The following is a 19,868-nucleotide window of genomic DNA, read 5'->3' on the forward strand; positions in this document are numbered from 1 at the left end:
AAGAAGGATTTTATGTCGGTTTTTCAATTTGTATTTATATAGTAAATAATAGGCGCTACCTATCCTTTATGTATAAAGGATAGGTAGCGCCTTATTTTTGTCCAAATCTTATATGTGTAGCCTATCCAACTTTTAAATTTTGCATATGAGCTTTTTGTTTACTTTCTTCTGGTATTTGCATGTAGTCTCCATACATTCCTGATAAGTAGCGATCTGCATCATTTGGAACAGGGAACATGTGTCCATCGAAAATTCCTTCTTTTAACGGGAAGATTTCACTAAGCTCGAAGTTATGCCATCTGTAATAGCCGGTTTCCATTCCGTATGTTACAGTGTTTGTTTTTTTAAGACCTTTTACATATAGTTTAAAGAATTTCGATTTGTTTAGAATTCTTCTTGCTACATCTGCAGGACCGTTTATTTTTGAAGGATAATTGATTGCGGCAAGTTTTCGGACAATTTTTTCTAACGGCGTTGCCGATTCTGAAACGTAGTCAAATGGGAAAATATCAATGGATATTCCTTTTCGGTGTGTACCATCGCTTTCTTGCCATTCAAAATCATCTAGATAGAGAATTTTCGTCCAGTTATGTTTGCCGTGTGTGTTTACTTTTTCTGTTTCTAGTTTATATGGCTCTGGTAAATGGTTTGGAATAATGCGCAAAAATTTATCGTAATCTTCTCTTAGCATAGCAAGATCTGCATCATCATCCCAAGGGATAAATCCTTTATGTCTAACAGACCCTAGTAAAGTACCGTCTGTGATCCAAAATTTAATATTATGTTCTTTACAGATTTTATGAACCGTTATGAGCATATCCAGCATCACTTTTTGAGCTTGCTCTAAAGGTGTTAACTGTGTTGAATCCAAAATAAATTCCTCCATTGTTCTAATCGATACGACAAATTTTTTATGGTTCAGATTGCATGGAAAGAGATTACAATCATAAGTTTAAGTATACAGCAGTGATAAATTGACACGCAACTACAGTCTTTTTATATGTTGTTCCTTATACTTTTATTGATTATGTTTTTTCGTTAATATTATTCATAAAGGATGTTCTTTACAAAGCATACATTAAATTTACAAAATATTTACGTTTATGTCCATAGATGATATGATAATCACATGTTCAAAAAATGAACGGATGAAATCGGGTGATGGAGGGGAGCTCTATGCAACAAGTATTAAATATATTAGAGGTTATCAATCAAAATCCACAGATGAACCAAAAAAAGATTGCAGAGCAGTGCAATATATCTGTTGGTAAAGTGAATTATATTATGAATGATTTAACGAAGAATCAATACATCTATAGCAAAAAGTCAGGGAAGTACATGAATTATTATTTGTACCAGAAAGGCTTTGAATACATGCGACAGGAGCTAGAGGCTTACCAAGGGAAGAAGCTTAGAGTCCATCGCAAAGAGGGCAAGAAGGTTACGCAAGCTGTTGTTCTTGCGGCTGGTAAGCGTCATGAGTTTGGAAAACCATCTGGTTTGTTAACGGTTGGGGAAAAGCTTTTGTTAGATCGCAGTTTAGAAATCCTTAAAAATAATGGCATTGAAAAAATTGTGGTGGTTGTTGGCTATAAGAAGGAGCAGTTTGAAGGCTGGACAGGTCGTCATAATGTGCACTTTGTGGAAAATCCAAAATATAAGTGGACAGGATCAATGGCATCGCTAGCAGAGGTTCAGGAACTGATTACAGATGATTTCTTATTAATTGAAGATGATATTTTAATCGAAGAGAAGGCACTTGTGCAAGTGTTACATCATCCAGAACCGGACTGTGTACTCATTACAAATGAGAGTGGATCTGGTGATGAAGCGTTTGTTGAGATTCAAGATGGCTATCTGTATAAAATTTCAAAGGACATTCATCAGTTAAATCGTATTGATGGTGAGATGGTTGGGATTTCTAAAATCTCGTATGAAGTGTTCATGAACATGTTAGCAACATTCCGTCATAATCAAAATCCATATGTGAACTATGAATATTTACTTCTTGATGCTGCAAGGTTGTACGATGTCGGCTATGCAAAGTTACCAGATGTTGTATGGGCAGAGATTGATACACCGAAGCAATATGAAGTTGTGAAAAATAAAATCTATCCTCGCTTAGTGAAAAAAGAAGCAGAGTTTAAAGAACGACAAATTAAAAAATATGTTTCGGAAGCACTTTCTATTTCAAAAGATGAAATTACAGATATTCAGCCATTTGGTGGTATGACGAATACGAATTTCAAAGTAAGTGTTGGAAAATCCGAATATGTGCTACGTATTCCAGGAAGCGGTACAGAAGATATGATTAGTCGCCGTGATGAAATGGTAACTTCTAATTTAGCGAGCCAATTAGGAATTGATGCAGAACTTCTATACTTTAATGAAGAAACTGGTGTGAAATTAGCAGAGTTAATTCCAAACGCAGAAACATTGAATCCGAAAACGGCAAAACGCAGTGATAATATGAAGTTAACGGCGAATATATTAAAACAATTACACAGTTCAAATGCCGAAATGAATAATACTTTCAATGTGTTTGAAAAAATAGAGCATTATGAAGGGCTTTTAAATAAAGTAAACGGCTCTAACTTTGATGATTATGCAGAAGTGAAGAACAAAGTAATGCGGTTAAAGGATATGTATGAGGCGATGGATGTTACGTTAACAGCTTGTCATAATGATACGGTTCCTGAAAACTTTGTTAAGAGTGGAGAAGACAAAATATACTTAATCGATTGGGAATATGGCGGTATGAACGATCCGATGTGGGATATTGCAGCACATAGTTTAGAGTGCGACTTTTCTTCAGAAGAGGAGGAGTTATTCTTATCCTACTATTTTAACGAGGAAGTAGAAGAGTCTTACCAGAGAAGAATATTGATGAATAAGATTTTCCAAGATTTCTTATGGAGTATTTGGACGAAGATTAAAGAAGCAACAGGCAGTGATTTTGGGACATATGGAATGGATCGCTATAATCGTGCGAAGAAAAACTTACAGCTCTTCTTAGAGTTGTAGTGGGGGATATAACGATGAGAAAAGTGCAAAGTAAAGGCATATTTTATGGAATATTTTCTGGTTTTGCTTGGGCTGTAGATACGGTATTGATTGGGATTATTTTATCTTCACAACTGATGTTAGCAACAGAACAAGTTGTGTTTCTTGCTCCTCTAGTTAGTACGTTTTTACACGACTTTATGTCCACATTATGGATGATGATCTATATGGCGATAAAGGGTCAACTCAAAACGGCCCTTTCTAAGCTGAAAACGAGAAGTGGACGGTTCGTTATGTTAGGAGCACTTATGGGTGGACCAATTGGGATGACGTTTTATGTATTAGCTGTAAAGTATATCGGGGCTTCTTATACAGCAGCGATTTCAGCTGTATATCCAGCAGTGGGTGCATTTTTTGCATTTGTGTTTTTGAAAGACCGTCTTCGTTCATGGAATTGGCTTGGACTTATCATTAGTATTGCATTTATTATCGTACTCGGATTTACAGGCGATGGATTTGCAACGGAAAACTATATGTTAGGATTTATTTTTGTCCTTATTTGTATCGTTGGCTGGGGCTTAGAATGTGTTATCTGTGCGTACGGTATGAAAGATGAAGAAGTATCTCCAGAAGAGGCACTTCAAATTCGTCAGCTTGTTTCAGCAGTCACATATGGACTTGTTATTTTACCTTCAGTTGGAGGGCATTTCTTAACAAAAGAAGTTGTGATGAGCAGCGAGTTTATTTTAATCATTGTGGTTGCATTAGTTGGAACAGCTTCCTATGTGTTTTACTATAAGGCAATTCATGAAATTGGACCGACAAAAGCGATGGCGCTTAACATTACGTATTCTGCATGGGCGGTTGTCATTTCTATGTTAGCATTAGGATCACCGTTTTCATGGAAGTTAATTATTTGTTGTATTGCGATCCTTGTAGGAGCTATATTAACAGTTGCAGATATAACTGAATTTACAAAAGCGAAAAAATATAGAGGTGAAGTAACATGAGAGCGATTTTATTAGCGGCGGGTATGGGAACTCGTTTACGTCCATTAACGTTAACGACTCCAAAATCATTAGTAGAAGTAAATGGCAAGCCGATGCTAGAGCGTCAAATTGAATATTTACAGGAAATTGGTGTAGAAGAAATTATTGTCGTAACAGGCTATTTAGCAGAGAAATTTGATTATCTTGTTGAGAAGTATAATGTGAAGCTTGTGCACAATGATAAATATAATGTGTATAACAACATTTATACGATGTATTTAGTTCGTGAATATTTACAAGATGCATATGTAATGGATGCGGATGTTTATTTACACCGTAATATTTTTATAGAGAACCCAGAGTCATCCCTATACTTTAGTGCGAAGAAAGAAGATTTCCGTAATGAATGGATCATTAAGCATGACGAAAATCGTAAAGTATATGATATTGAAATTGGTGATGGTAACGATGACTACATCTTATGTGGTATTTCGTACTGGTCAAAAGAAGATGGCATCCATATTGTGAAGAAACTAGAAGAAGTAGTAAATCAGGAAGATTTCAGTGAACTGTACTGGGATAATATTGTAAAAGATAACATTCAAAATTTAAATGTTCATTTGTACAAAATTGGTAGCAATGATAGTTTTGAAATTGATTCTGCCCTGGACTTGAAGAAAGTAGAAGAAAAACTAGCTGTTTTAGCGAAATAATCATTGTTGATGGTTTTATGAAATAATTGGAATTTAACTTGCCCTATAAAATAAAAGAAGATAAGCTATATTCTATAGGTTAAAAAGTACTATAAAGTGAACCTTCCATCAGTGGGGCGCTTTATCCCCAAAATGATGGAAGGTTCTTATCGATCAGGCAGTGCTCCTCTACCTATCTTCTTTGATGTAGAGGTTTTTCTGTCCGCAGATAGCAGGGTAAAATAATTCATTAAAAGTTGGGTGTGGAGAACATGGGTTCTATTTTAGTGTGTGGCGGAGCTGGTTATATTGGCTCTCATGCTGTAAAAAAGTTAGTTGATGAAGGACAATCTGTAATTGTAGTTGATAATTTACAAACAGGTCATGAAGATGCTATTGCAGAAGGCGTGAAATTTTATAAAGGTGATCTTCGCGATAAAAGTTTCTTAAGAGACATTTTTAAGCAAGAAACAATTGACGCAGTCATGCATTTTGCAGCGGATTCTTTAGTTGGTGTAAGTATGGAAAAACCGCTTCAATACTATAATAACAACGTATACGGTGCGCTATGCTTACTAGAGGTGATGGATGAGTTTAAAATTGATAAATTTATCTTCTCATCAACTGCCGCAACATATGGAGATGTAGATGTTGAGTTAATTTCAGAAGAAACACCAACAAATCCTACGAACACATATGGAGAAACAAAATTAGCGATTGAAAAAATGTTGCATTGGTATAGCCAAGCTTCTAATTTAAAATATAAGATCTTCAGATACTTTAATGTAGCTGGTGCAACGCCAAGCGGTATTATTGGTGAAGATCATCGTCCCGAGACGCATTTAATTCCCCTTGTACTGCAAGTGGCTTTAGGACAACGTGAGAAAATCATGATGTTTGGTGATGATTACAATACACCAGACGGTACATGTATTCGTGACTATATCCATGTTGATGATTTAGTAGCGGCTCATTTCCTTGGACTGAAAGATTTACAAAATGGCGGAGACAGTGACTTTTATAACTTAGGAAACGGTAACGGATTTAGTGTAAAAGAAATTGTTGAAGCAGTTCGCGAAGTAACAAATCATGAAATCCCAGCAGAAGTTGCGCCAAGAAGAGCTGGAGACCCAGCGCGCCTTGTTGCATCGTCTCAAAAAGCAAAAGAAAAATTAGGCTGGAGCCCGCAATATACAGATGTGAAAACAATCATTGAACATGCGTGGGATTGGCATCAAAGTAAGCCGCATGGATATACGAAGTAAGAGTGATTTATAAAAGAGAGTGTATTGTCGTTCAACATATGTTCGATAGTGCACTCTTTTTTTGTATGGGATATTTGCTATACTAAAATGTACTGCGAAAGGAGGGGAACCATGAAAATACTTGTAGTCGATGATGAGTCGAGCATTCGGAATTTAATTCGGATGCAGCTAGAGATGGAAGGATATGAAGTGCTTACGGCCGCTGATGGAAAAGAGGCGCTGCAAAGGTGGGATGAAGAGCCGAATGTATTGATTTTAGATGTGATGCTTCCGGATACGGATGGTTATGAGCTGCTTCGGTTGTTCAGGGAGAAGGACCGAGATATTCCAGTACTCATGTTAACAGCGAAGAGTCAGATGAATGATAAGTTGCTTGGTCTTCAGCTTGGGGCTGATGATTATGTGACGAAGCCATTCAATTATGCAGAGTTGATTCTTCGGGTGAAGAATATGGCACGGCGTGTAATGAAGCACGGGGTACCTAAGGATGATAAGGTCATTCGGGCCGGTGAGTTAGTCATTTATCCGAAGGAACGAAAAGTGCATGTGAATGGAGAAGAAATTGATTTAACGTACCGTGAGTTTAATTTATGCCAGTTGTTTGCTTCTAATAAGCAGCGTGTGTTTATGCGCGATGAGCTATTAGAGAAAGTATGGGGCTTTGAGTATAGCGGAAATACGAGAGCAGTTGATATTATGGTGCAGCGCCTTCGGAAGAAGCTTGGAGCAAGCGGAGAACATATTAAGACGATTTATGGCGTTGGTTATAAGTTGGATTGTTAAAAGGTGATAAGATGTCGTTAAAAAGAAATATGGTACTTGGTATAGTAGGATTATTGATTCCGATTTTGTTTCTTCTTTATACGGTGATTTACATTGCACTGGAAAAGAATATGTATCATAATGCAGCAGGTTCTTTAGAGAAGTTAAGTGTAGAAGCACAAATTTACACGATGAATTATTTAGAGAAGGAAGCAGAAGTGGAGACACTAGGGCCGAATTCACTCTTGATTGCTTCTTATTTAGCGAAGCGGATGGATGTTCGTGTGCAGATGATTGGAAAGAATGGAGAGGTCGTTGCCGATACAGAGAAAGGGGCCTTGCTTCATAAGAATATAGATATTGATCAGTCCTTACGAGGAAAGAAGGCATATGTGTTTGAAAATGATGATCCAGCACCACTTCTTTTATTTTCGAGTCCGGTTTATCATGGAAGCGATGTCATAGGGGCAATTCGCTTTATTAATGAATTACAAGATGAGAAAGAAGTTTTAACGAATGTGAGCTGGACATTTCTCGTTACATCGATTTGTTTAGTAGCAGGCGGCATTTTCTTTGCGATTCGTTTAGCGAAGTCTCTTCATAAGCCAATTGATCAGTTAAGACAAATGGCAAAGCGGCTCGCAAATGGGGATTATAAAAGTAAGATTGAGCTAAATGAGTATGTGGAAATTGCCCAGTTATCAGCATCTTTCAATGCAATGGCTGATGCGATTGAGCTGCATATGAGGCAGTTAAAGGAGGAGAAAGAGAAGCAAAAGGATTTCTTGGACCGAATTACACATGAACTGAAAACGCCGCTCACTGCAATTATTGGATATGTAGATTTAATTCCGAAACTGCAATCTGCGCGAGATATAGAGGAAAGTCTTCATTATGTTTCGATTGAAAGTCAGCGTCTATTATCACTCGTTGAGGAGTTATTACAATCTTCGAAGTATGGAACGAGTACGTTTGAAGTTTCTCCGACGATTGTGGATATAAAGCAAATTGCAGAAGAGGCAATTTCGATCGTGAAGCCTCGTCTTCAGCAATACGAGATAGAAGTTATAAATGAATTAACAGAGGCACATGTTGTTGCAGACTTTGATAAGACGAAGCAGATTTTCTTGAATGTGTTTGATAATGCGATTAAATATAGTGATGCCACGCAACTGAGGATGAATGTCGCTAAAAATGAAGAGGAAGCGAAAGTCTTCATTCATGATGATGGGATTGGTATGGATGAAGCGATACTTGCAGAGTGGAATCGTTCTCGGGAAGGAAAAGTACTCTCTTCTAGTTATGGAAATGGATACGGTTTGTTCATTTGTCAGGAGATTATGACGAAGCAAGGCGGAAGCATGCGAATTGAAAGTAGTGAGGAAATGGGAACGATGGTGATGATCACGTTCTTATTACCAAGACGCATGGAAGATATAAAAAATTTGAAAGCGATTAAATGATACATTTATGAAACAATTATGCGGTATTTTCGAAACAACGTTTTTTTATCTTGGAGGTAGGCAGAAATGAAAAGGCTATCATTTCAAATTCTTTTGTTTGTCTTTTGCACGATTGCTGCTTTTGTATTGTTTTTTGCCATAGAGAAGCAATTGTATAACCACGTTACAACCTTAGATGACAAGCAGGCTGTTTTAGAAAGAGCAAGTGAATCTCTTCCTACTAAAGTGAAAGTAAGACATGAGAAGTGGGGAGAAGTAGTTGTAACAGATGAAGTTCGTCTGCATGCAATTGTTTCATTCTTTGACCAGATTCGAATGAAGCAAACAGAAGCGAAAATCCACGAACAAGTATTTACTGGAGAAGTAACGTACTTGAATGGACATAGGCGTACTTTTGCAGTAGGTGACTTGTTCCAGTACGAGGCAAATGTATATGGGAAGAATGATACAGATCCGATGATTTCCGCATTTCAAACATATTTGCTGGGCCTATATTATACGCCAGAGCGTATTAGCGATTTCTTTGCATCAGCAAAGGAAGTTGTTTTGCGAGAAGGTGATGTAGTGCGTACTACGAATCTTACGCTAATACTTGATTCGATTCGGCAAGCAAAGCAAATGACAGATTACGGAGAAATTCAGAAGTTGCTGCAATCGCAGAAGGATCCAATCGCTTATATTACTGCTTATCAAAATGGTAAACATGTAAAGAATGAACGTGAGGATATTTTAACGATTTCTATATATCCTTCTTACTTTGTCGTGCAATATCTTGGCGATAATAATGGGAATGTGATGTATATGAAAGGCTCCCTAGCAAATCTATTTGTAAAGGAGAATGTTTCATGAGAAAGATAGCCTTTTTCTTCTTTTTGCTAGTAATTGGAGGAGCGATGTCTAGTTGCTCTCGAGATACTACCTCTATCAAATATAGTAAAAATGGTCTTCCAATTTTGAAAGATCGCCATCTTGTCGCGTATGTCGCGGCCCGTGAAGAAGTTGGTGAAGCGCTTTTATCATCGTTTTGTAAACCGCGTGGATGTACGTATGAGTTTATTCGTCTTTCTACAGAAGAGCTGCTTAGAAGAGTGGAAGAAGAGGCGGGAAATCCAAAAGCCGATATCATCATTGGAGGTACATTGGATGCGCATCAAATGATGAAGCAAAAAAATCTATCTATTCCTGTTACAAGCCAGCATGCAAGTAGCATTTCAAAAGCCGTTAAAGATAAGGATGGCTTTTGGTATGGTTATGAAGTAGAGAAGCTTGCCATCGCGATTAATAAAGAGCGGTGGAATAAGGAAATAGCACCGCTAGGACTTTCATATCCAACGGAGTGGAAAGACTTATTACATCCAGCGTATGCTGGAAAGATTGTCATGCCTGATCCGAATGTTTCAGGAACAGCTTATACGTTGTTCCAATCACTTATTGATACATTTGGTGAAGAAGAGACGAAGGGGTATGTAAGGAGCCTTGCCAAGCAAGTTGCAGAGGTAACGGTGAATGGTTATATGCCTGCTGAGTATGTGGCAAGCGGTGAATATATGATTGGTATTAACTTCATGGGAGACCAACGGATGCTTCAAAAACAAGGCTTTCCGATTTTGAGTAAAGTACCTGAGCAAACGGGGTTATCTGTCAATGCAATTTCGAAACTGAAACATGCACCGAGTGGTATTATAGCGGATTTATTTATTGATTATTGTTTATCAGAAGAAGCAGGGCATATTTTAGAAAAAGTTTCGTTTGGCGTACCAACAATGCTTGCGAAGAATCAGAAAGAAATAGAAGGTCAGCCTGTTAGAAGAACGAACAAAAATGTATCAGATAGTGGAGTAATCGAGATATGGAATAGACAACGTCTCTCTCAAAAGTGAAAAAAGGAGAAGAGATAATATGTTTAATTGGCTTAAGCCTGCACCAGTAATTGAGCGTTTGCCAGCGAATATGATTGACAAAGTATACAGACTACTACGTCTTCGTGTGCTGCTCGGAATTTCAGTTGGATATGCAGCGTATTATTTAGTTCGTAGTAACTTTACGTTATCTAGTACGTATTTAATAAAAGAATATGGTTTTAGTACAACGGAATATGGTTTATTAGGTTCCGTTACGGCGATTGTGTATGGACTAAGTAAGTTCTTTATGGGAAATTTATCAGATAAAGCGTATGCGCAGCGTTTTATTGCGGTTGGTTTATTCTTATCAGCAATTATAAATATTTGTTTTGGTTTTGCATCTTCATTTGGCATGATTTTAACGTTATTAGTTTTCAATAATATTTTCCAAGGAATGGGAGCGCCTCCTTGTAGTACCGTAATGACGAAGTGGTTCTCGAAGAAAGAGCGCGGTACAAAAACAGGACTTTGGAATATTTCACATAATATTGGTGCGATGCTTGTACCACCGCTTGTTGGAATTGGTGTTGGTATTTTCGGTGAAAGTCATTGGCAAGCCGGCGTGTTTATCTTCCCAGCGATAATTGCAATGGTCATTTCAGTTCTTATGTGGGTGAATGCGAAGGATACACCAGAATCTGCAGGTCTTCCACCAATTGATGAATATCGCAATGATTATGAAGATCTTGAGAAGGCAGACAATGCCAACAAAATGTCACCAAAAGAAATTTTGATGAAATATGTAGTGAAAAACAAATTTATTTGGTATTTATGTATTGCGAATGCATTTGTATATTTAATTCGTTTCGGTGTTATTAACTGGGTACCGATTTATTTAACAACGGTTAAAGGATTTACAAAAACAGAAGCGCATGCAGCATATTCAATTTTTGAAGCAATGGCAATTCCAAGTTCATTAATCGTAGGTTTGTTAAGTGATAAGTTATTCAAAGGGAAACGTATGCCACTATGTGTGTTTAGCATGGTTGGTGTTGTTATTGGAACGGTAGTATACTGGCAAGCATCGAATATACTTGTTGTGAGTGCTGCAGTTTCGATTATTGGTTGCTTAATTTATGTACCACAATTTTTAATTGGTTTAAGTGCAATGGAATTAGTACCAAAATTTGCAGTAGGTACAACAGTTGGTATGTGCGGCCTGTTCGGTTATTTAGGAGGAAGCTTAGTTGCAAACGCAGCGATTGGTGTTATCGTTGATCGCTCTGGGTGGGACGGCTGTTTCATTCTATTATTAGCAGGCGGTATTTTATCTACGGTATTCTTATTTATCGTTCAATTTGGTCATGAGAGAAAAGGTCCTGAGAGCAAAATAGCATAATCGTTTATTTAAGGGAGCTGTCCAAAAGTACTACTTTTGGGCAGCTCCTTTTATGTACATCTTATCAGTATAGATTTATATAAAATGAAAGAGATAAGGTGTAGTTTTTGAAACTTAGTAACAGTTTATCAAAAAGGCACTCGTTTTCGGATGCACTTTTTATTTGTGAGCAGTAAGACCTTTAACTTAAGATTTAGAGAAAAGCAAGGAGGATAGGTAGAGGCTTTCCATCATTGAGGGATGAAGAAAACCCTCAATGATGGAAGTTTCGTTTTATTTTCCCCATCTTGATGAGGGGATTTTTCGATGACAAAAGAGGGGGATAGTTAGCTAAAATAAGAAAGATTTTAAACTATTCTCTGAAGGTTCCCTGCAAAATATAAATTAAGAATTTCACAACTCCATGCTGAATCTGAAACGCCTAGCGTTGGGGACTGGAAGTTAGTAATAATAACGCAATGCTTGTTATCGAACCAATCTATGCTATCTACAAAATATGTTAAAGGTGCTGCTCCTGAAAAAGGTATGATAACATCAAAGTTTATCTGCTGAAACCCTGCTGCTGCTGCTTGCACATAGAATGCACGTATTTGATTATATGCAGGGCAACAAGTACGTGGTTTTGGTGGCATATTCTATCACCTCACTTTTAAATAGATTTAATATATTAGTATTCAGACAAGCGTGAATTAGCTTGGGCAAATGTATGAATATTTGATTGCAATGAAAAATATAATATATCTTTCTTTACAGCCTTGGTTTATCCCGCATTAACGGGTAGTAAGTAATACTCCTACCTCAAAATTCGGTGAAAGAAAAGAAGTTAGGTGGGAGATAAACTGCCCGTAAAAGCCTGATTGGTCGGGCTAATAATCAGTGGGGGATGAAGAAAACCCCCACTGATTAAAGTTTCACTTTATCAAACTGTTATATATTTCAATGTATCTTTATAATTGGTTTCGCGGATATTATATGTGAATGTGACTACTGGAATAGTAATAGTATCAAAATTTTTTTCTTGTAATCTTTTTTGATGCACTTATTACATAATGTTATTTCTAGTACATACAGTATTATGGTTATAAATTAATAGATTATATGTGATATCTATTAAGAATGAGTGAACGGATAGAGTGAAAGTACATTATATATAGAAAATTAACATTCATTTTACAATATCTTCAAAAACAAATGTTAAAATTCAGTAGGAGTTAGCAAGACAGATTATATGTATGAAGGAGATGCTGGAAAGTGGGAATTTTTGTATCAGAAGTAGAAAAGTTTTTGTTCTGTTCCGCAACAGTCACACAGCGAGATTGTACATTTGATTTTGTCGTTCGTAGTACGCCGATAGGGATTGCAATTTGTTTAGTAGAGGATTATGAAGTAGAGTGGCTTCCGATGAGAATTGAAACCTATTTGAAAGTGAATGGAAGCATGTTTCCAGATGAAGATGCAAAAGAGGAATTTCGTAAACAGTTAAATAGTGAAAATGGCTGGATGTTAGACAAGCAAGGTGATAACTTAGAAGGCATTGTTCAAAGAGCAATGCGAGCTGATGAATGTGAAGCGTTTCAAACGATAGAAAAGAATATTCCGCGCGAGATGAGAAAAGACGTGACAACTCTTCCATTTGAGCATGATTTGGATCAAGCGAAATGGAGTACTTGGAGGAAACGTCCAAACCGCCTTATGTAAGGTGGTTTTTTTTTTAGTCTTTTCATGTGGCTTTTAAGTTTCTTAAAACTTGCTTAAAAGATAAAGTATCATATTTCTAAACATTGGTATTTTTGTTACAATATAAGTGATAGTGTAAAACTTTGTAAAGAAAGCGTAATAATTTAAGAGATGCGGGTATCGTTTTCTGAAAGTCTTACATAATTAAAGAACCACTATATAAAGATATAAAAGGAGCGAGAATATGTTACCAAATACGGTTCGTACTCCAAACAAAAAGAAGAAATGGATTATCATTGGGGTTATTGCATTAATTGTCGTCGTTGCAGCCGTCAATATTTTTATCATGCAAGGAAAGAAAAAAGGCGCGGCACAGGGAGACGCTGTTAGCTTTGAGAAAGTAACAGAACGTACATTGAATAATACGAAATTGATTTCCGGACAAGTAAAGCCTGGAAATATTGAGAGCTTCTACGCAGATCCGACAAAAGGAAAAGTGAAGGACATTGCGGTGAAAGAAGGACAGGAAGTAGAAAAGGGCGCGAAATTATTCTCTTATGATAATGAAGAAATCAATTTACAAATGAAACAAGCTGAGCTTGATCAAAAAATGGCAAGTATGCGCTATGATCAAGGGAAAAAGAAAATAGATTCAGTAAAGAACCAGATTAAGAAAGCGAAAGATAGCGGTGCTGGGAAAGAGGTAACAGATCCGTTAGAAGAGCAAGTAAGCGAATTAGAAATAGGGCAAAAAACAATTGACCTTGAGAAAGAAAAAGGTCAATTACAATCACAACAATTAAAGAAAAAACAAGATGAACTCACAATTTATAGTAATTTCGCTGGTGTTGTGCAAAAGTTAGATAAAGATGCAGCACAAAGTTCAGCGCAAGCAATGGGTGGACAAGGAAAATCATTTTTACAAATCGCTTCTAAAGATTCATTCCAAATTCAAGGGACATTAACAGAACTTCAAAAATCACAAATTCAAAAGGATCAACCATTTACTGCAACTGCAAAAGCAAATAGTAAGAAGAAATGGACAGGTAAAATTACAGAGGTAAGCGAGTTCCCGACAAGTGCAGAAATGGCGCAAGCAGCCGGTGCTGGTGAGGGAGCACAAAACATGTCTCAGTATACATATAAAGCTAGTTTAGATGGACAAGAAGGTTTATCTCCGGGCTATCATGTATCTCTACAAGTAAACCTAGAAAACAAGAAAATGATTGCTGTTCCTAGTAAGAGCATTGTAGAAAAAGATGGTGAACCATTTGTTTATGTAGAAGAAAAAGGAAAACTTCGTAAACAAAATGTGAAAAAAGGTTCTACTGATGGAGACTGGACAGAAGTTCTTGAAGGCGTAACAGTGGGGCAAAAGGTGGTTAAAAATCCTTCCGACAATGTATATGACGGAATGGAAGTGAAAGAAAAATGATTACGTTAAACAATATTCATAAAACATATTATCAAGGGAAACTGGCGGTACCGATTTTACACGGTATTAGTTTAACGATTCAAAGTGGTGAGTTTGTTTCCATTATGGGACCGTCTGGTTCAGGGAAATCAACGCTCATGAATATTATCGGTTGTTTAGATCGTCCAACAGAAGGCGAATATATGTTGAACGATGTGAATATCTTAACAGCAGACGAGTCAAAGCTTGCTCTCATTCGCAATGAATATATAGGCTTTGTATTCCAGCATTTTAACTTATTGCCACGTCTTTCAGCGGTAGAAAATGTAGAACTTCCGCTTATATATGGCGGCGTGAAGAAAGCGGAGCGCCGTCAGAGAGCTCTTGAAGCACTTGGGAAAGTCGGATTGTCTGACCGCGTGCATCACTTGCCAAGCGAACTTTCAGGTGGGCAAAAGCAGCGTGTAGCCATCGCACGTTCCATTGCAAATGACCCAACGTTCATTATGGCCGATGAACCAACAGGTGCTCTTGATACGAAATCTGGAGAGCAGGTTATGGATATTTTCACAAAGTTAAACGCAGAAGGTACAACGATTGTTATGGTTACGCATGAAGAAGAAGTTGCGGCATATTCTTCGCGCCGAATTGTGTTAAGAGACGGAAAAATTACAGAAGATAGAAGGTGTGCGGTATGAGTTTACTAGATAGTATAAAAATTGCCCTATCTTCTATTCTAGCTCATAAACTGCGCTCAGCGCTTACGATGCTTGGGATTATTATAGGCGTTGGTTCCATTATTACTGTTGTTGCGATTGGGCAGGGCGGAGAAGCAGCGTTAAAGTCGCAATTCGTTGGAGCTGGTAATAACGTAATCCCAATTCACTATAGTGCGGATATAAATGATCCGTATGGTATGGAAATGATGGAACAACCAAAGTTAACTGAGGAAGATATTTTTGAAATAAAAAAACTTCCAGAGATTGCGCATGTCCTTACAACCAATTCAAGTATGGAGCCACTCGATATTGAAGATAAAAAAGAGATGGTGAGTATTACAGGATTAGATAGTGAGTACTTCTCAGTAAATAAAGTGAAAGTGTTAAAAGGCCGATCCTTACAAGAATCGGATATTGCGCAAGGTAATAACGTCGTGATGATCAGTAAGAGTATGGAAGAAAAGGTCTTCAAAAAGGAAAGTCCAGTCGGAAAAATTATTGAGATGAAAGGACAACCGATGCAAATTATCGGTGTCTATAAATCAAATAATGAGTTTATGGGAATGGGGCCATCGGAAGCTTTAATTCCAATTACATTGTGGCCAACAATATATGGAAAAGATGAGATTCAAAGTATTTCTGTTCAAGCGAAAAATGTGGATGATTTAGAAAAAGCGGGTAAAAAAGCTGCTGATGTATTAAATAGTCGTAAGCCAAGTGATGCATCTGGTAAATACGAAGTGATGAATTTAAAAGAAATTCAAGAAGGTATTTCAAAAATGACGGGCATTATGACAATGATTATTGGTGGTATTGCTGGTATTTCATTAGTCGTTGGTGGTATTGGTGTTATGAACATTATGCTCGTATCCGTAACAGAACGTACACGTGAAATTGGGGTACGTAAAGCACTTGGAGCAACGCGCAGTAAAATCTTGCTACAATTCTTAATTGAAGCCGTTATGTTAACGCTTCTTGGTGGATTGATCGGAATCGGTCTTGGTTATGGTGGTGCATATATTGTTTCTACATTTGCGAAATGGCCACCGCTTGTTTCATGGGAAGTTGTCGTTGGTGGCGTGTTATTCTCGATGACGCTCGGTATTATTTTCGGATTAATTCCAGCGAATAAAGCAGCGAAACTAGATCCTATTGAAGCACTTCGTTATGAATAGATTGGTAGTGTAGTAGAGGGGCGTTCCTCTACTACACATACAAATAGAAAAAAGATATAAAACCATTTCTTTTAGGTGGGAGAGGGAATCCGCTCGAGGATAGAAGCGGTCAGAGCCTTTTTGTCCCCATGCTAAGTGAAACCAAAGAGAGAACAAGAGTGCAAGTCGATTTTTATATTATTCTAGTGGGCGGTTCACAGTCTCTGAAGAAGAGGAAGTGAACCGCCCGTTAGAACGGGTGAGAAAAATACAAGGAGGTTTTTTAGAATGGAACCGAATGTTAATTCGCAAAAGGTTAGTGGAGAAAAACCATCTTTACTAGGAATGATCACATCTCCTGGCTTACAGTTTGAGAGAATGAAAGCGACTGATAAGGTTTGGGGTATGTTCTTTTTGGTTGCGTTGTTACAAGCACTTGTAAATGGATTATCTACATATGTGGCGCAATCATCGCCTGAGATGATGGAAATTCAGAAGAAATTTGGCACAGGCCAAGAAGACTCTATCGGATATTTAGTTGGTAAGTCAATCGGTTCAGGTTTTATTGGGATAATAATTGGAACTCTTATTGTAGCAGCTGTCTATAAAATCTTTATGATGTTTTTTGGAAATGATACTTCGTACAAAAAGTTGTTAGCCATTATTGTATATGCGAATATTGTGCTTGTAATTGGTGGACTTATTAATTCTCTTTTAGATTTAATTTTTGGAAGTGGTGCAACTGGGTATACAAGCTTGGCACCATTATTTGAACAAGGTACTACAGGGTATGCAATCGGTAGTATAGTTGAGGTATTCTATTTATGGAATATCGTTTTAATCTGGATGGGATTACAAATAACAGCTGGGTTAGGAAAAGTAAAAGCTGCGGTTCCAATTATCGTTCTCTTTATTATTAAAGTAGCGTTTGTAAGTGTAATGATTATCGCAGTAGCAAAGTTTATGCAAAGTTTCAATGGATAAAAATATGTGCAGAAAACGGCTCGATCAGGAGCCGTTTTTTATTTTTGTATGTATTTGAAATACTAGGCCTCGTATTTCAAATTTCCTCTACAGATATTTGAAATTTCCCTATGCAGAATTTTAAATAACTCACCATGAAATCCTCTTTATCTTCTTATATTGTAAAGGTACCGCGGAATAACAAAGAGGTATACCTTTTAGAAATAGGTATAATATGAAACCGGCTACTTTTACAGAAACAGTTACGTTGTATGAAAAGATGATTAAAAATCAAATGAAAAAGCTTTATCTGTACCGGGATTATGAAGAGTACTATCAATGTGGTTTAATTGGACTTTGGATGGCATACGAAAAGTATGAGGAGGAGAAAGGAACTTTTGCAGCTTATGCACTTGTAACAGTACGTGGATATTTGCTAGAGAAACTAAAGAAAGAAAATCGATTTCAAAAGCGGCATACATTCGCCGGACAGGAAATGTTACAAAATGTATGCGGAGCAGAAGTGTTGTCAGAAACTCAGGATTATATGAGTTTGTTAGATGAGAAAGAGAAACATATTATTTACGAACGTTTTTATGCAGGAAAGAAGATACATGAAATTGCGGAAGAGATGGAGATGACATATCATCAAGTGAGATGGGTATATCGGCAGGCACTGGGGAAGATGCGCAGCAGTATAAGAGAGTGAAAAAAAGAAAAATGGAAGGCAGGAATATTCTGTGTCTTCCATTTTTTTATAACAAATTTGTACTAGCAAGGAAGTAATGGTTTGTCTAGGAGGCGCATGACTTTATAAATATCTCGAAATTGTTGAGAATCTTGCATGTTCATGCGGCACAAGAGAAATCCAGCTTTCAAAAATTGTTGTTGCATTTGATAAAAACTAGTAGCAACAATTATGGTTGTACCATTATAAAAATGAAGTTTGGATTGCTTGCGATTATTATAAATTTCTATTTTGTTTATATGACTATAGAAAACCCAAATACAGTCTGGAGATGCAGGAGATTTCGTTGGAATGGCGCAAATATAATGACGATGATCAATTGGGATTGGGATATTTTGTTTAAAGTAATAATTTTCTTGAATCGCATCTCGCCTTCCTTTATAGGTAGAATGGTTATGTAATAGGCAAGATAGCTGTACCAATTGTAATGATGTTTTAGATGAAAACTTAATATTTCCGTCATTTTCTGTTATTTTAGTACGGTGAAAAGGATGGGCGTAAGGCTCAAGTATCATTGTAGAACTAGAGATAGTATCATGACTAACTAGGTCGTCCAAAGGAAAAGCCTCCTTAAAAGTATTTGTTTACATATTTTAGTATATAGATGGAATATAAAAATAATTTTAAATATTTGTAAATGTTTGTAAAGTTTACTTTATTTTGTAAATAGTAAGCTTTCTATATAAATTCATTTTAATTTTTCGACATATAAGCTGTTTTGCATACAAAAATGAATCTACACTCTTTCCCTCCTTAAGAAGAAAGGGTTTCTATCGCTTTTTCAATTTAGGTTTATATAATTTGCATCGCTTGTACATATATATGAAAATAGAAACAGTTAGGCGGTGATAGAATATGAAACGGAAGTATATAATTATGGTACTTATTGTCCTTCTTTTCGTATATTTAGCAAATAGCAACCCGAGTAAAGGGGAGTATACAGAATGGGCAGCAAAGCAATTTATGAATCGCAACGATATTAGTAAGAAGTTAACAGAGGTTGAAAAAGAAGACCCAGATGGGCTTGTTGGTGAACTTGCGACAATTGGTAAGAAGTTAGCAAAGAAATATGTAGAGCCACAAGTTGACGTGTTGATTAACCATTATACAAAGCGAAGCGATTATATTTTCTTCTCGACGTATAAGACGGAATTTACAATTGGGAAAGAAAATTATAAATATGTTTCAATCGGATTCTCTCATATTTTTATTCCGATTGAGATGCCGAAGAAAAAAGACGAAGCTGCAAATTGATGCAGCTTCGTCTTTTGCGTTTAAGGAGCAACTGTTACTTCTGATACTGTCTTTTCAACAAGGCGTGCCCCTTTTTTACGAGTGTTCCCACTAAGTGATAAGAAAATTGCAGAGGAGAGAATTGTGTCCATCACTTGGCTTATGGTTTGTTCATTCACAGGTGTAATAGGATTGTCGATAGAGAAGACGACTGTTTTTCCATCCTCTTTTAAGAAAATCAGTTCGAGTACTGTCATTGTCATTTACCTCCTTGTCACTAAATTTTTACGGATTTGAGATGTCAGATGTACTTAAAAGTTGAACTGCATGAAGCTTTAATCCTTGTAATGAAGCAAGGGCACGTCCCACTTCATGGACCTGTGCTACATCAGCATTTGGCTTTACTCGTTTAAATTGTTTGTTTTTCAAAATAGTTTTCCCGTTTTTGTCTGTGCCACCGTTTAGGACAAGGCGCAAGCTTAAGTCAGTTACAATCGTTTCAATCGCCATTTTTTCACCCCCTTTTCGTCATATATATAGGAGGCA

Annotated in this window: 21 protein-coding genes; 16 read left to right on the forward strand and 5 right to left on the reverse strand. The window is 36.9% G+C overall.

Annotated features, from left to right (window positions below; genetic code table 11):
• Positions 1 to 121 precede the first annotated feature (121 nt).
• The gene (locus JDS96_RS00525) at positions 122 to 886 is read right to left on the reverse strand and encodes a LicD family protein (RefSeq protein ID WP_003202215.1); all 765 of its coding nucleotides are present in this window, start codon (positions 884 to 886) and stop codon (positions 122 to 124) included.
• A 290-nt stretch (positions 887 to 1,176) separates the two neighbouring features.
• Here JDS96_RS00525 and JDS96_RS00530 point away from each other — a divergent pair, with 290 nt between their 5' ends.
• The 9 genes from JDS96_RS00530 (at position 1,177) to pgtP (ending at position 11,414) form a co-directional block, all read left to right on the forward strand.
• On the forward strand, positions 1,177 to 3,024 hold the full coding sequence (locus JDS96_RS00530; RefSeq protein ID WP_199665724.1) for an NTP transferase domain-containing protein: 1,848 nt from the start codon (positions 1,177 to 1,179) through the stop codon (positions 3,022 to 3,024).
• Between the two features lie 14 nt (positions 3,025 to 3,038).
• Positions 3,039 to 4,013, forward strand: coding sequence for a DMT family transporter (locus JDS96_RS00535; protein WP_018764992.1), 975 nt, complete (start codon positions 3,039 to 3,041; stop codon positions 4,011 to 4,013).
• Positions 4,010 to 4,705, forward strand: a complete 696-nt coding sequence (locus tag JDS96_RS00540) for a CTP--phosphocholine cytidylyltransferase (protein ID WP_033799240.1) — start codon at positions 4,010 to 4,012, stop codon at positions 4,703 to 4,705. The genes JDS96_RS00535 and JDS96_RS00540 overlap by 4 nt, the downstream gene beginning before the upstream one ends.
• Positions 4,706 to 4,956: 251 nt before the next feature.
• Entirely contained in the window at positions 4,957 to 5,949 is a 993-nt protein-coding gene (galE, locus tag JDS96_RS00545; protein WP_003202222.1) for a UDP-glucose 4-epimerase GalE, read from the forward strand.
• A gap of 111 nt (positions 5,950 to 6,060) precedes the next feature.
• Complete coding sequence (locus tag JDS96_RS00550) at positions 6,061 to 6,732, forward strand: response regulator transcription factor (RefSeq protein WP_003202224.1); 672 nt, start codon at positions 6,061 to 6,063, stop codon at positions 6,730 to 6,732.
• An 11-nt stretch (positions 6,733 to 6,743) separates the two neighbouring features.
• A complete protein-coding gene (locus tag JDS96_RS00555; protein WP_006096588.1) occupies positions 6,744 to 8,174 on the forward strand; it encodes a HAMP domain-containing sensor histidine kinase in 1,431 nt (476 codons plus the stop codon).
• Positions 8,175 to 8,240: 66 nt separating this feature from the next.
• On the forward strand, positions 8,241 to 9,023 hold the full coding sequence (locus JDS96_RS00560) for a DUF3919 family protein (protein ID WP_199665725.1): 783 nt from the start codon (positions 8,241 to 8,243) through the stop codon (positions 9,021 to 9,023).
• A complete protein-coding gene (locus JDS96_RS00565; RefSeq protein WP_018764996.1) occupies positions 9,020 to 10,054 on the forward strand; it encodes an ABC transporter substrate-binding protein in 1,035 nt (344 codons plus the stop codon). Before JDS96_RS00560 ends, JDS96_RS00565 begins: the two co-directional genes overlap by 4 nt.
• Before the next feature lie 19 nt (positions 10,055 to 10,073).
• Positions 10,074 to 11,414: an MFS transporter gene (gene pgtP, locus JDS96_RS00570; RefSeq protein ID WP_003202232.1), complete on the forward strand. Its 1,341-nt coding sequence runs from the start codon at positions 10,074 to 10,076 to the stop codon at positions 11,412 to 11,414.
• A 347-nt stretch (positions 11,415 to 11,761) separates the two neighbouring features.
• Here the strand turns inward: pgtP and JDS96_RS00575 are convergent, their stop codons facing one another.
• Positions 11,762 to 12,046 carry a hypothetical protein gene (locus tag JDS96_RS00575; RefSeq protein ID WP_199665726.1) on the reverse strand — a complete coding sequence of 95 codons (285 nt, stop codon included), beginning with the start codon at positions 12,044 to 12,046 and terminating at the stop codon, positions 11,762 to 11,764.
• A 619-nt stretch (positions 12,047 to 12,665) separates the two neighbouring features.
• On the opposite strand from JDS96_RS00575, the gene JDS96_RS00580 reads away from it, so the two are divergent.
• From JDS96_RS00580 to JDS96_RS00605, 6 genes are all read left to right on the forward strand, one after another.
• Complete coding sequence (locus JDS96_RS00580; RefSeq protein ID WP_003202234.1) at positions 12,666 to 13,112, forward strand: hypothetical protein; 447 nt, start codon at positions 12,666 to 12,668, stop codon at positions 13,110 to 13,112.
• 223 nt (positions 13,113 to 13,335) lie between these two features.
• Positions 13,336 to 14,526 (forward strand): efflux RND transporter periplasmic adaptor subunit, encoded by a 1,191-nt coding sequence (locus tag JDS96_RS00585; protein WP_003202236.1) that lies wholly within the window; start codon positions 13,336 to 13,338, stop codon positions 14,524 to 14,526.
• The gene (locus JDS96_RS00590; protein ID WP_018781240.1) at positions 14,523 to 15,203 is read left to right on the forward strand and encodes an ABC transporter ATP-binding protein; all 681 of its coding nucleotides are present in this window, start codon (positions 14,523 to 14,525) and stop codon (positions 15,201 to 15,203) included. The genes JDS96_RS00585 and JDS96_RS00590 overlap by 4 nt, the downstream gene beginning before the upstream one ends.
• Complete coding sequence (locus JDS96_RS00595; protein ID WP_018765168.1) at positions 15,200 to 16,399, forward strand: ABC transporter permease; 1,200 nt, start codon at positions 15,200 to 15,202, stop codon at positions 16,397 to 16,399. The genes JDS96_RS00590 and JDS96_RS00595 overlap by 4 nt, the downstream gene beginning before the upstream one ends.
• Positions 16,400 to 16,666: 267 nt before the next feature.
• Complete coding sequence (gene yknW, locus JDS96_RS00600; RefSeq protein WP_003203125.1) at positions 16,667 to 17,362, forward strand: YknW family membrane protein; 696 nt, start codon at positions 16,667 to 16,669, stop codon at positions 17,360 to 17,362.
• A gap of 214 nt (positions 17,363 to 17,576) precedes the next feature.
• The gene (locus tag JDS96_RS00605; RefSeq protein WP_003203127.1) at positions 17,577 to 18,050 is read left to right on the forward strand and encodes a sigma-70 family RNA polymerase sigma factor; all 474 of its coding nucleotides are present in this window, start codon (positions 17,577 to 17,579) and stop codon (positions 18,048 to 18,050) included.
• Positions 18,051 to 18,112: 62 nt separating this feature from the next.
• Here JDS96_RS00605 and JDS96_RS00610 read toward each other — a convergent pair whose 3' ends face one another.
• Complete coding sequence (locus tag JDS96_RS00610; protein ID WP_003209016.1) at positions 18,113 to 18,604, reverse strand: competence protein ComK; 492 nt, start codon at positions 18,602 to 18,604, stop codon at positions 18,113 to 18,115.
• 340 nt (positions 18,605 to 18,944) lie between these two features.
• Between JDS96_RS00610 and JDS96_RS00615 the strand changes: the two genes are divergently transcribed.
• Entirely contained in the window at positions 18,945 to 19,343 is a 399-nt protein-coding gene (locus tag JDS96_RS00615; protein ID WP_199665727.1) for a DUF4359 domain-containing protein, read from the forward strand.
• A 20-nt stretch (positions 19,344 to 19,363) separates the two neighbouring features.
• Here JDS96_RS00615 and JDS96_RS00620 read toward each other — a convergent pair whose 3' ends face one another.
• Positions 19,364 to 19,579 (reverse strand): DUF2922 domain-containing protein, encoded by a 216-nt coding sequence (locus JDS96_RS00620; protein ID WP_003203134.1) that lies wholly within the window; start codon positions 19,577 to 19,579, stop codon positions 19,364 to 19,366.
• A gap of 28 nt (positions 19,580 to 19,607) precedes the next feature.
• Entirely contained in the window at positions 19,608 to 19,832 is a 225-nt protein-coding gene (locus JDS96_RS00625) for a DUF1659 domain-containing protein (protein ID WP_003203136.1), read from the reverse strand.
• Between the last annotated feature and the right edge of the window lie 36 nt (positions 19,833 to 19,868).

Source organism: Bacillus cereus group sp. N21 (genome assembly GCF_016483395.1).
GTDB lineage: Bacteria > Bacillota > Bacilli > Bacillales > Bacillaceae_G > Bacillus_A > Bacillus_A pseudomycoides.

What these genes read in the sequence shown, in the direction of transcription:
- JDS96_RS00610 (WP_003209016.1), bottom strand. Translation starts at nt 18,604, where the DNA reads ATGATACTTGAGCCTTACGCCCATCCTTTTCACCGTACTAAAATAACA.
- JDS96_RS00530 (WP_199665724.1), top strand. Translation starts at nt 1,177, where the DNA reads ATGCAACAAGTATTAAATATATTAGAGGTTATCAATCAAAATCCACAG.
- JDS96_RS00585 (WP_003202236.1), top strand. Translation starts at nt 13,336, where the DNA reads ATGTTACCAAATACGGTTCGTACTCCAAACAAAAAGAAGAAATGGATT.
- JDS96_RS00565 (WP_018764996.1), top strand. Translation starts at nt 9,020, where the DNA reads ATGAGAAAGATAGCCTTTTTCTTCTTTTTGCTAGTAATTGGAGGAGCG.
- yknW (WP_003203125.1), top strand. Translation starts at nt 16,667, where the DNA reads ATGGAACCGAATGTTAATTCGCAAAAGGTTAGTGGAGAAAAACCATCT.
- JDS96_RS00555 (WP_006096588.1), top strand. Translation starts at nt 6,744, where the DNA reads ATGTCGTTAAAAAGAAATATGGTACTTGGTATAGTAGGATTATTGATT.
- JDS96_RS00590 (WP_018781240.1), top strand. Translation starts at nt 14,523, where the DNA reads ATGATTACGTTAAACAATATTCATAAAACATATTATCAAGGGAAACTG.
- JDS96_RS00615 (WP_199665727.1), top strand. Translation starts at nt 18,945, where the DNA reads ATGAAACGGAAGTATATAATTATGGTACTTATTGTCCTTCTTTTCGTA.
- JDS96_RS00560 (WP_199665725.1), top strand. Translation starts at nt 8,241, where the DNA reads ATGAAAAGGCTATCATTTCAAATTCTTTTGTTTGTCTTTTGCACGATT.
- JDS96_RS00595 (WP_018765168.1), top strand. Translation starts at nt 15,200, where the DNA reads ATGAGTTTACTAGATAGTATAAAAATTGCCCTATCTTCTATTCTAGCT.
- JDS96_RS00550 (WP_003202224.1), top strand. Translation starts at nt 6,061, where the DNA reads ATGAAAATACTTGTAGTCGATGATGAGTCGAGCATTCGGAATTTAATT.
- JDS96_RS00535 (WP_018764992.1), top strand. Translation starts at nt 3,039, where the DNA reads ATGAGAAAAGTGCAAAGTAAAGGCATATTTTATGGAATATTTTCTGGT.
- JDS96_RS00625 (WP_003203136.1), bottom strand. Translation starts at nt 19,832, where the DNA reads ATGGCGATTGAAACGATTGTAACTGACTTAAGCTTGCGCCTTGTCCTA.
- JDS96_RS00540 (WP_033799240.1), top strand. Translation starts at nt 4,010, where the DNA reads ATGAGAGCGATTTTATTAGCGGCGGGTATGGGAACTCGTTTACGTCCA.
- JDS96_RS00575 (WP_199665726.1), bottom strand. Translation starts at nt 12,046, where the DNA reads ATGCCACCAAAACCACGTACTTGTTGCCCTGCATATAATCAAATACGT.
- pgtP (WP_003202232.1), top strand. Translation starts at nt 10,074, where the DNA reads ATGTTTAATTGGCTTAAGCCTGCACCAGTAATTGAGCGTTTGCCAGCG.
- JDS96_RS00525 (WP_003202215.1), bottom strand. Translation starts at nt 886, where the DNA reads ATGGAGGAATTTATTTTGGATTCAACACAGTTAACACCTTTAGAGCAA.
- JDS96_RS00620 (WP_003203134.1), bottom strand. Translation starts at nt 19,579, where the DNA reads ATGACAGTACTCGAACTGATTTTCTTAAAAGAGGATGGAAAAACAGTC.
- galE (WP_003202222.1), top strand. Translation starts at nt 4,957, where the DNA reads ATGGGTTCTATTTTAGTGTGTGGCGGAGCTGGTTATATTGGCTCTCAT.
- JDS96_RS00605 (WP_003203127.1), top strand. Translation starts at nt 17,577, where the DNA reads ATGAAACCGGCTACTTTTACAGAAACAGTTACGTTGTATGAAAAGATG.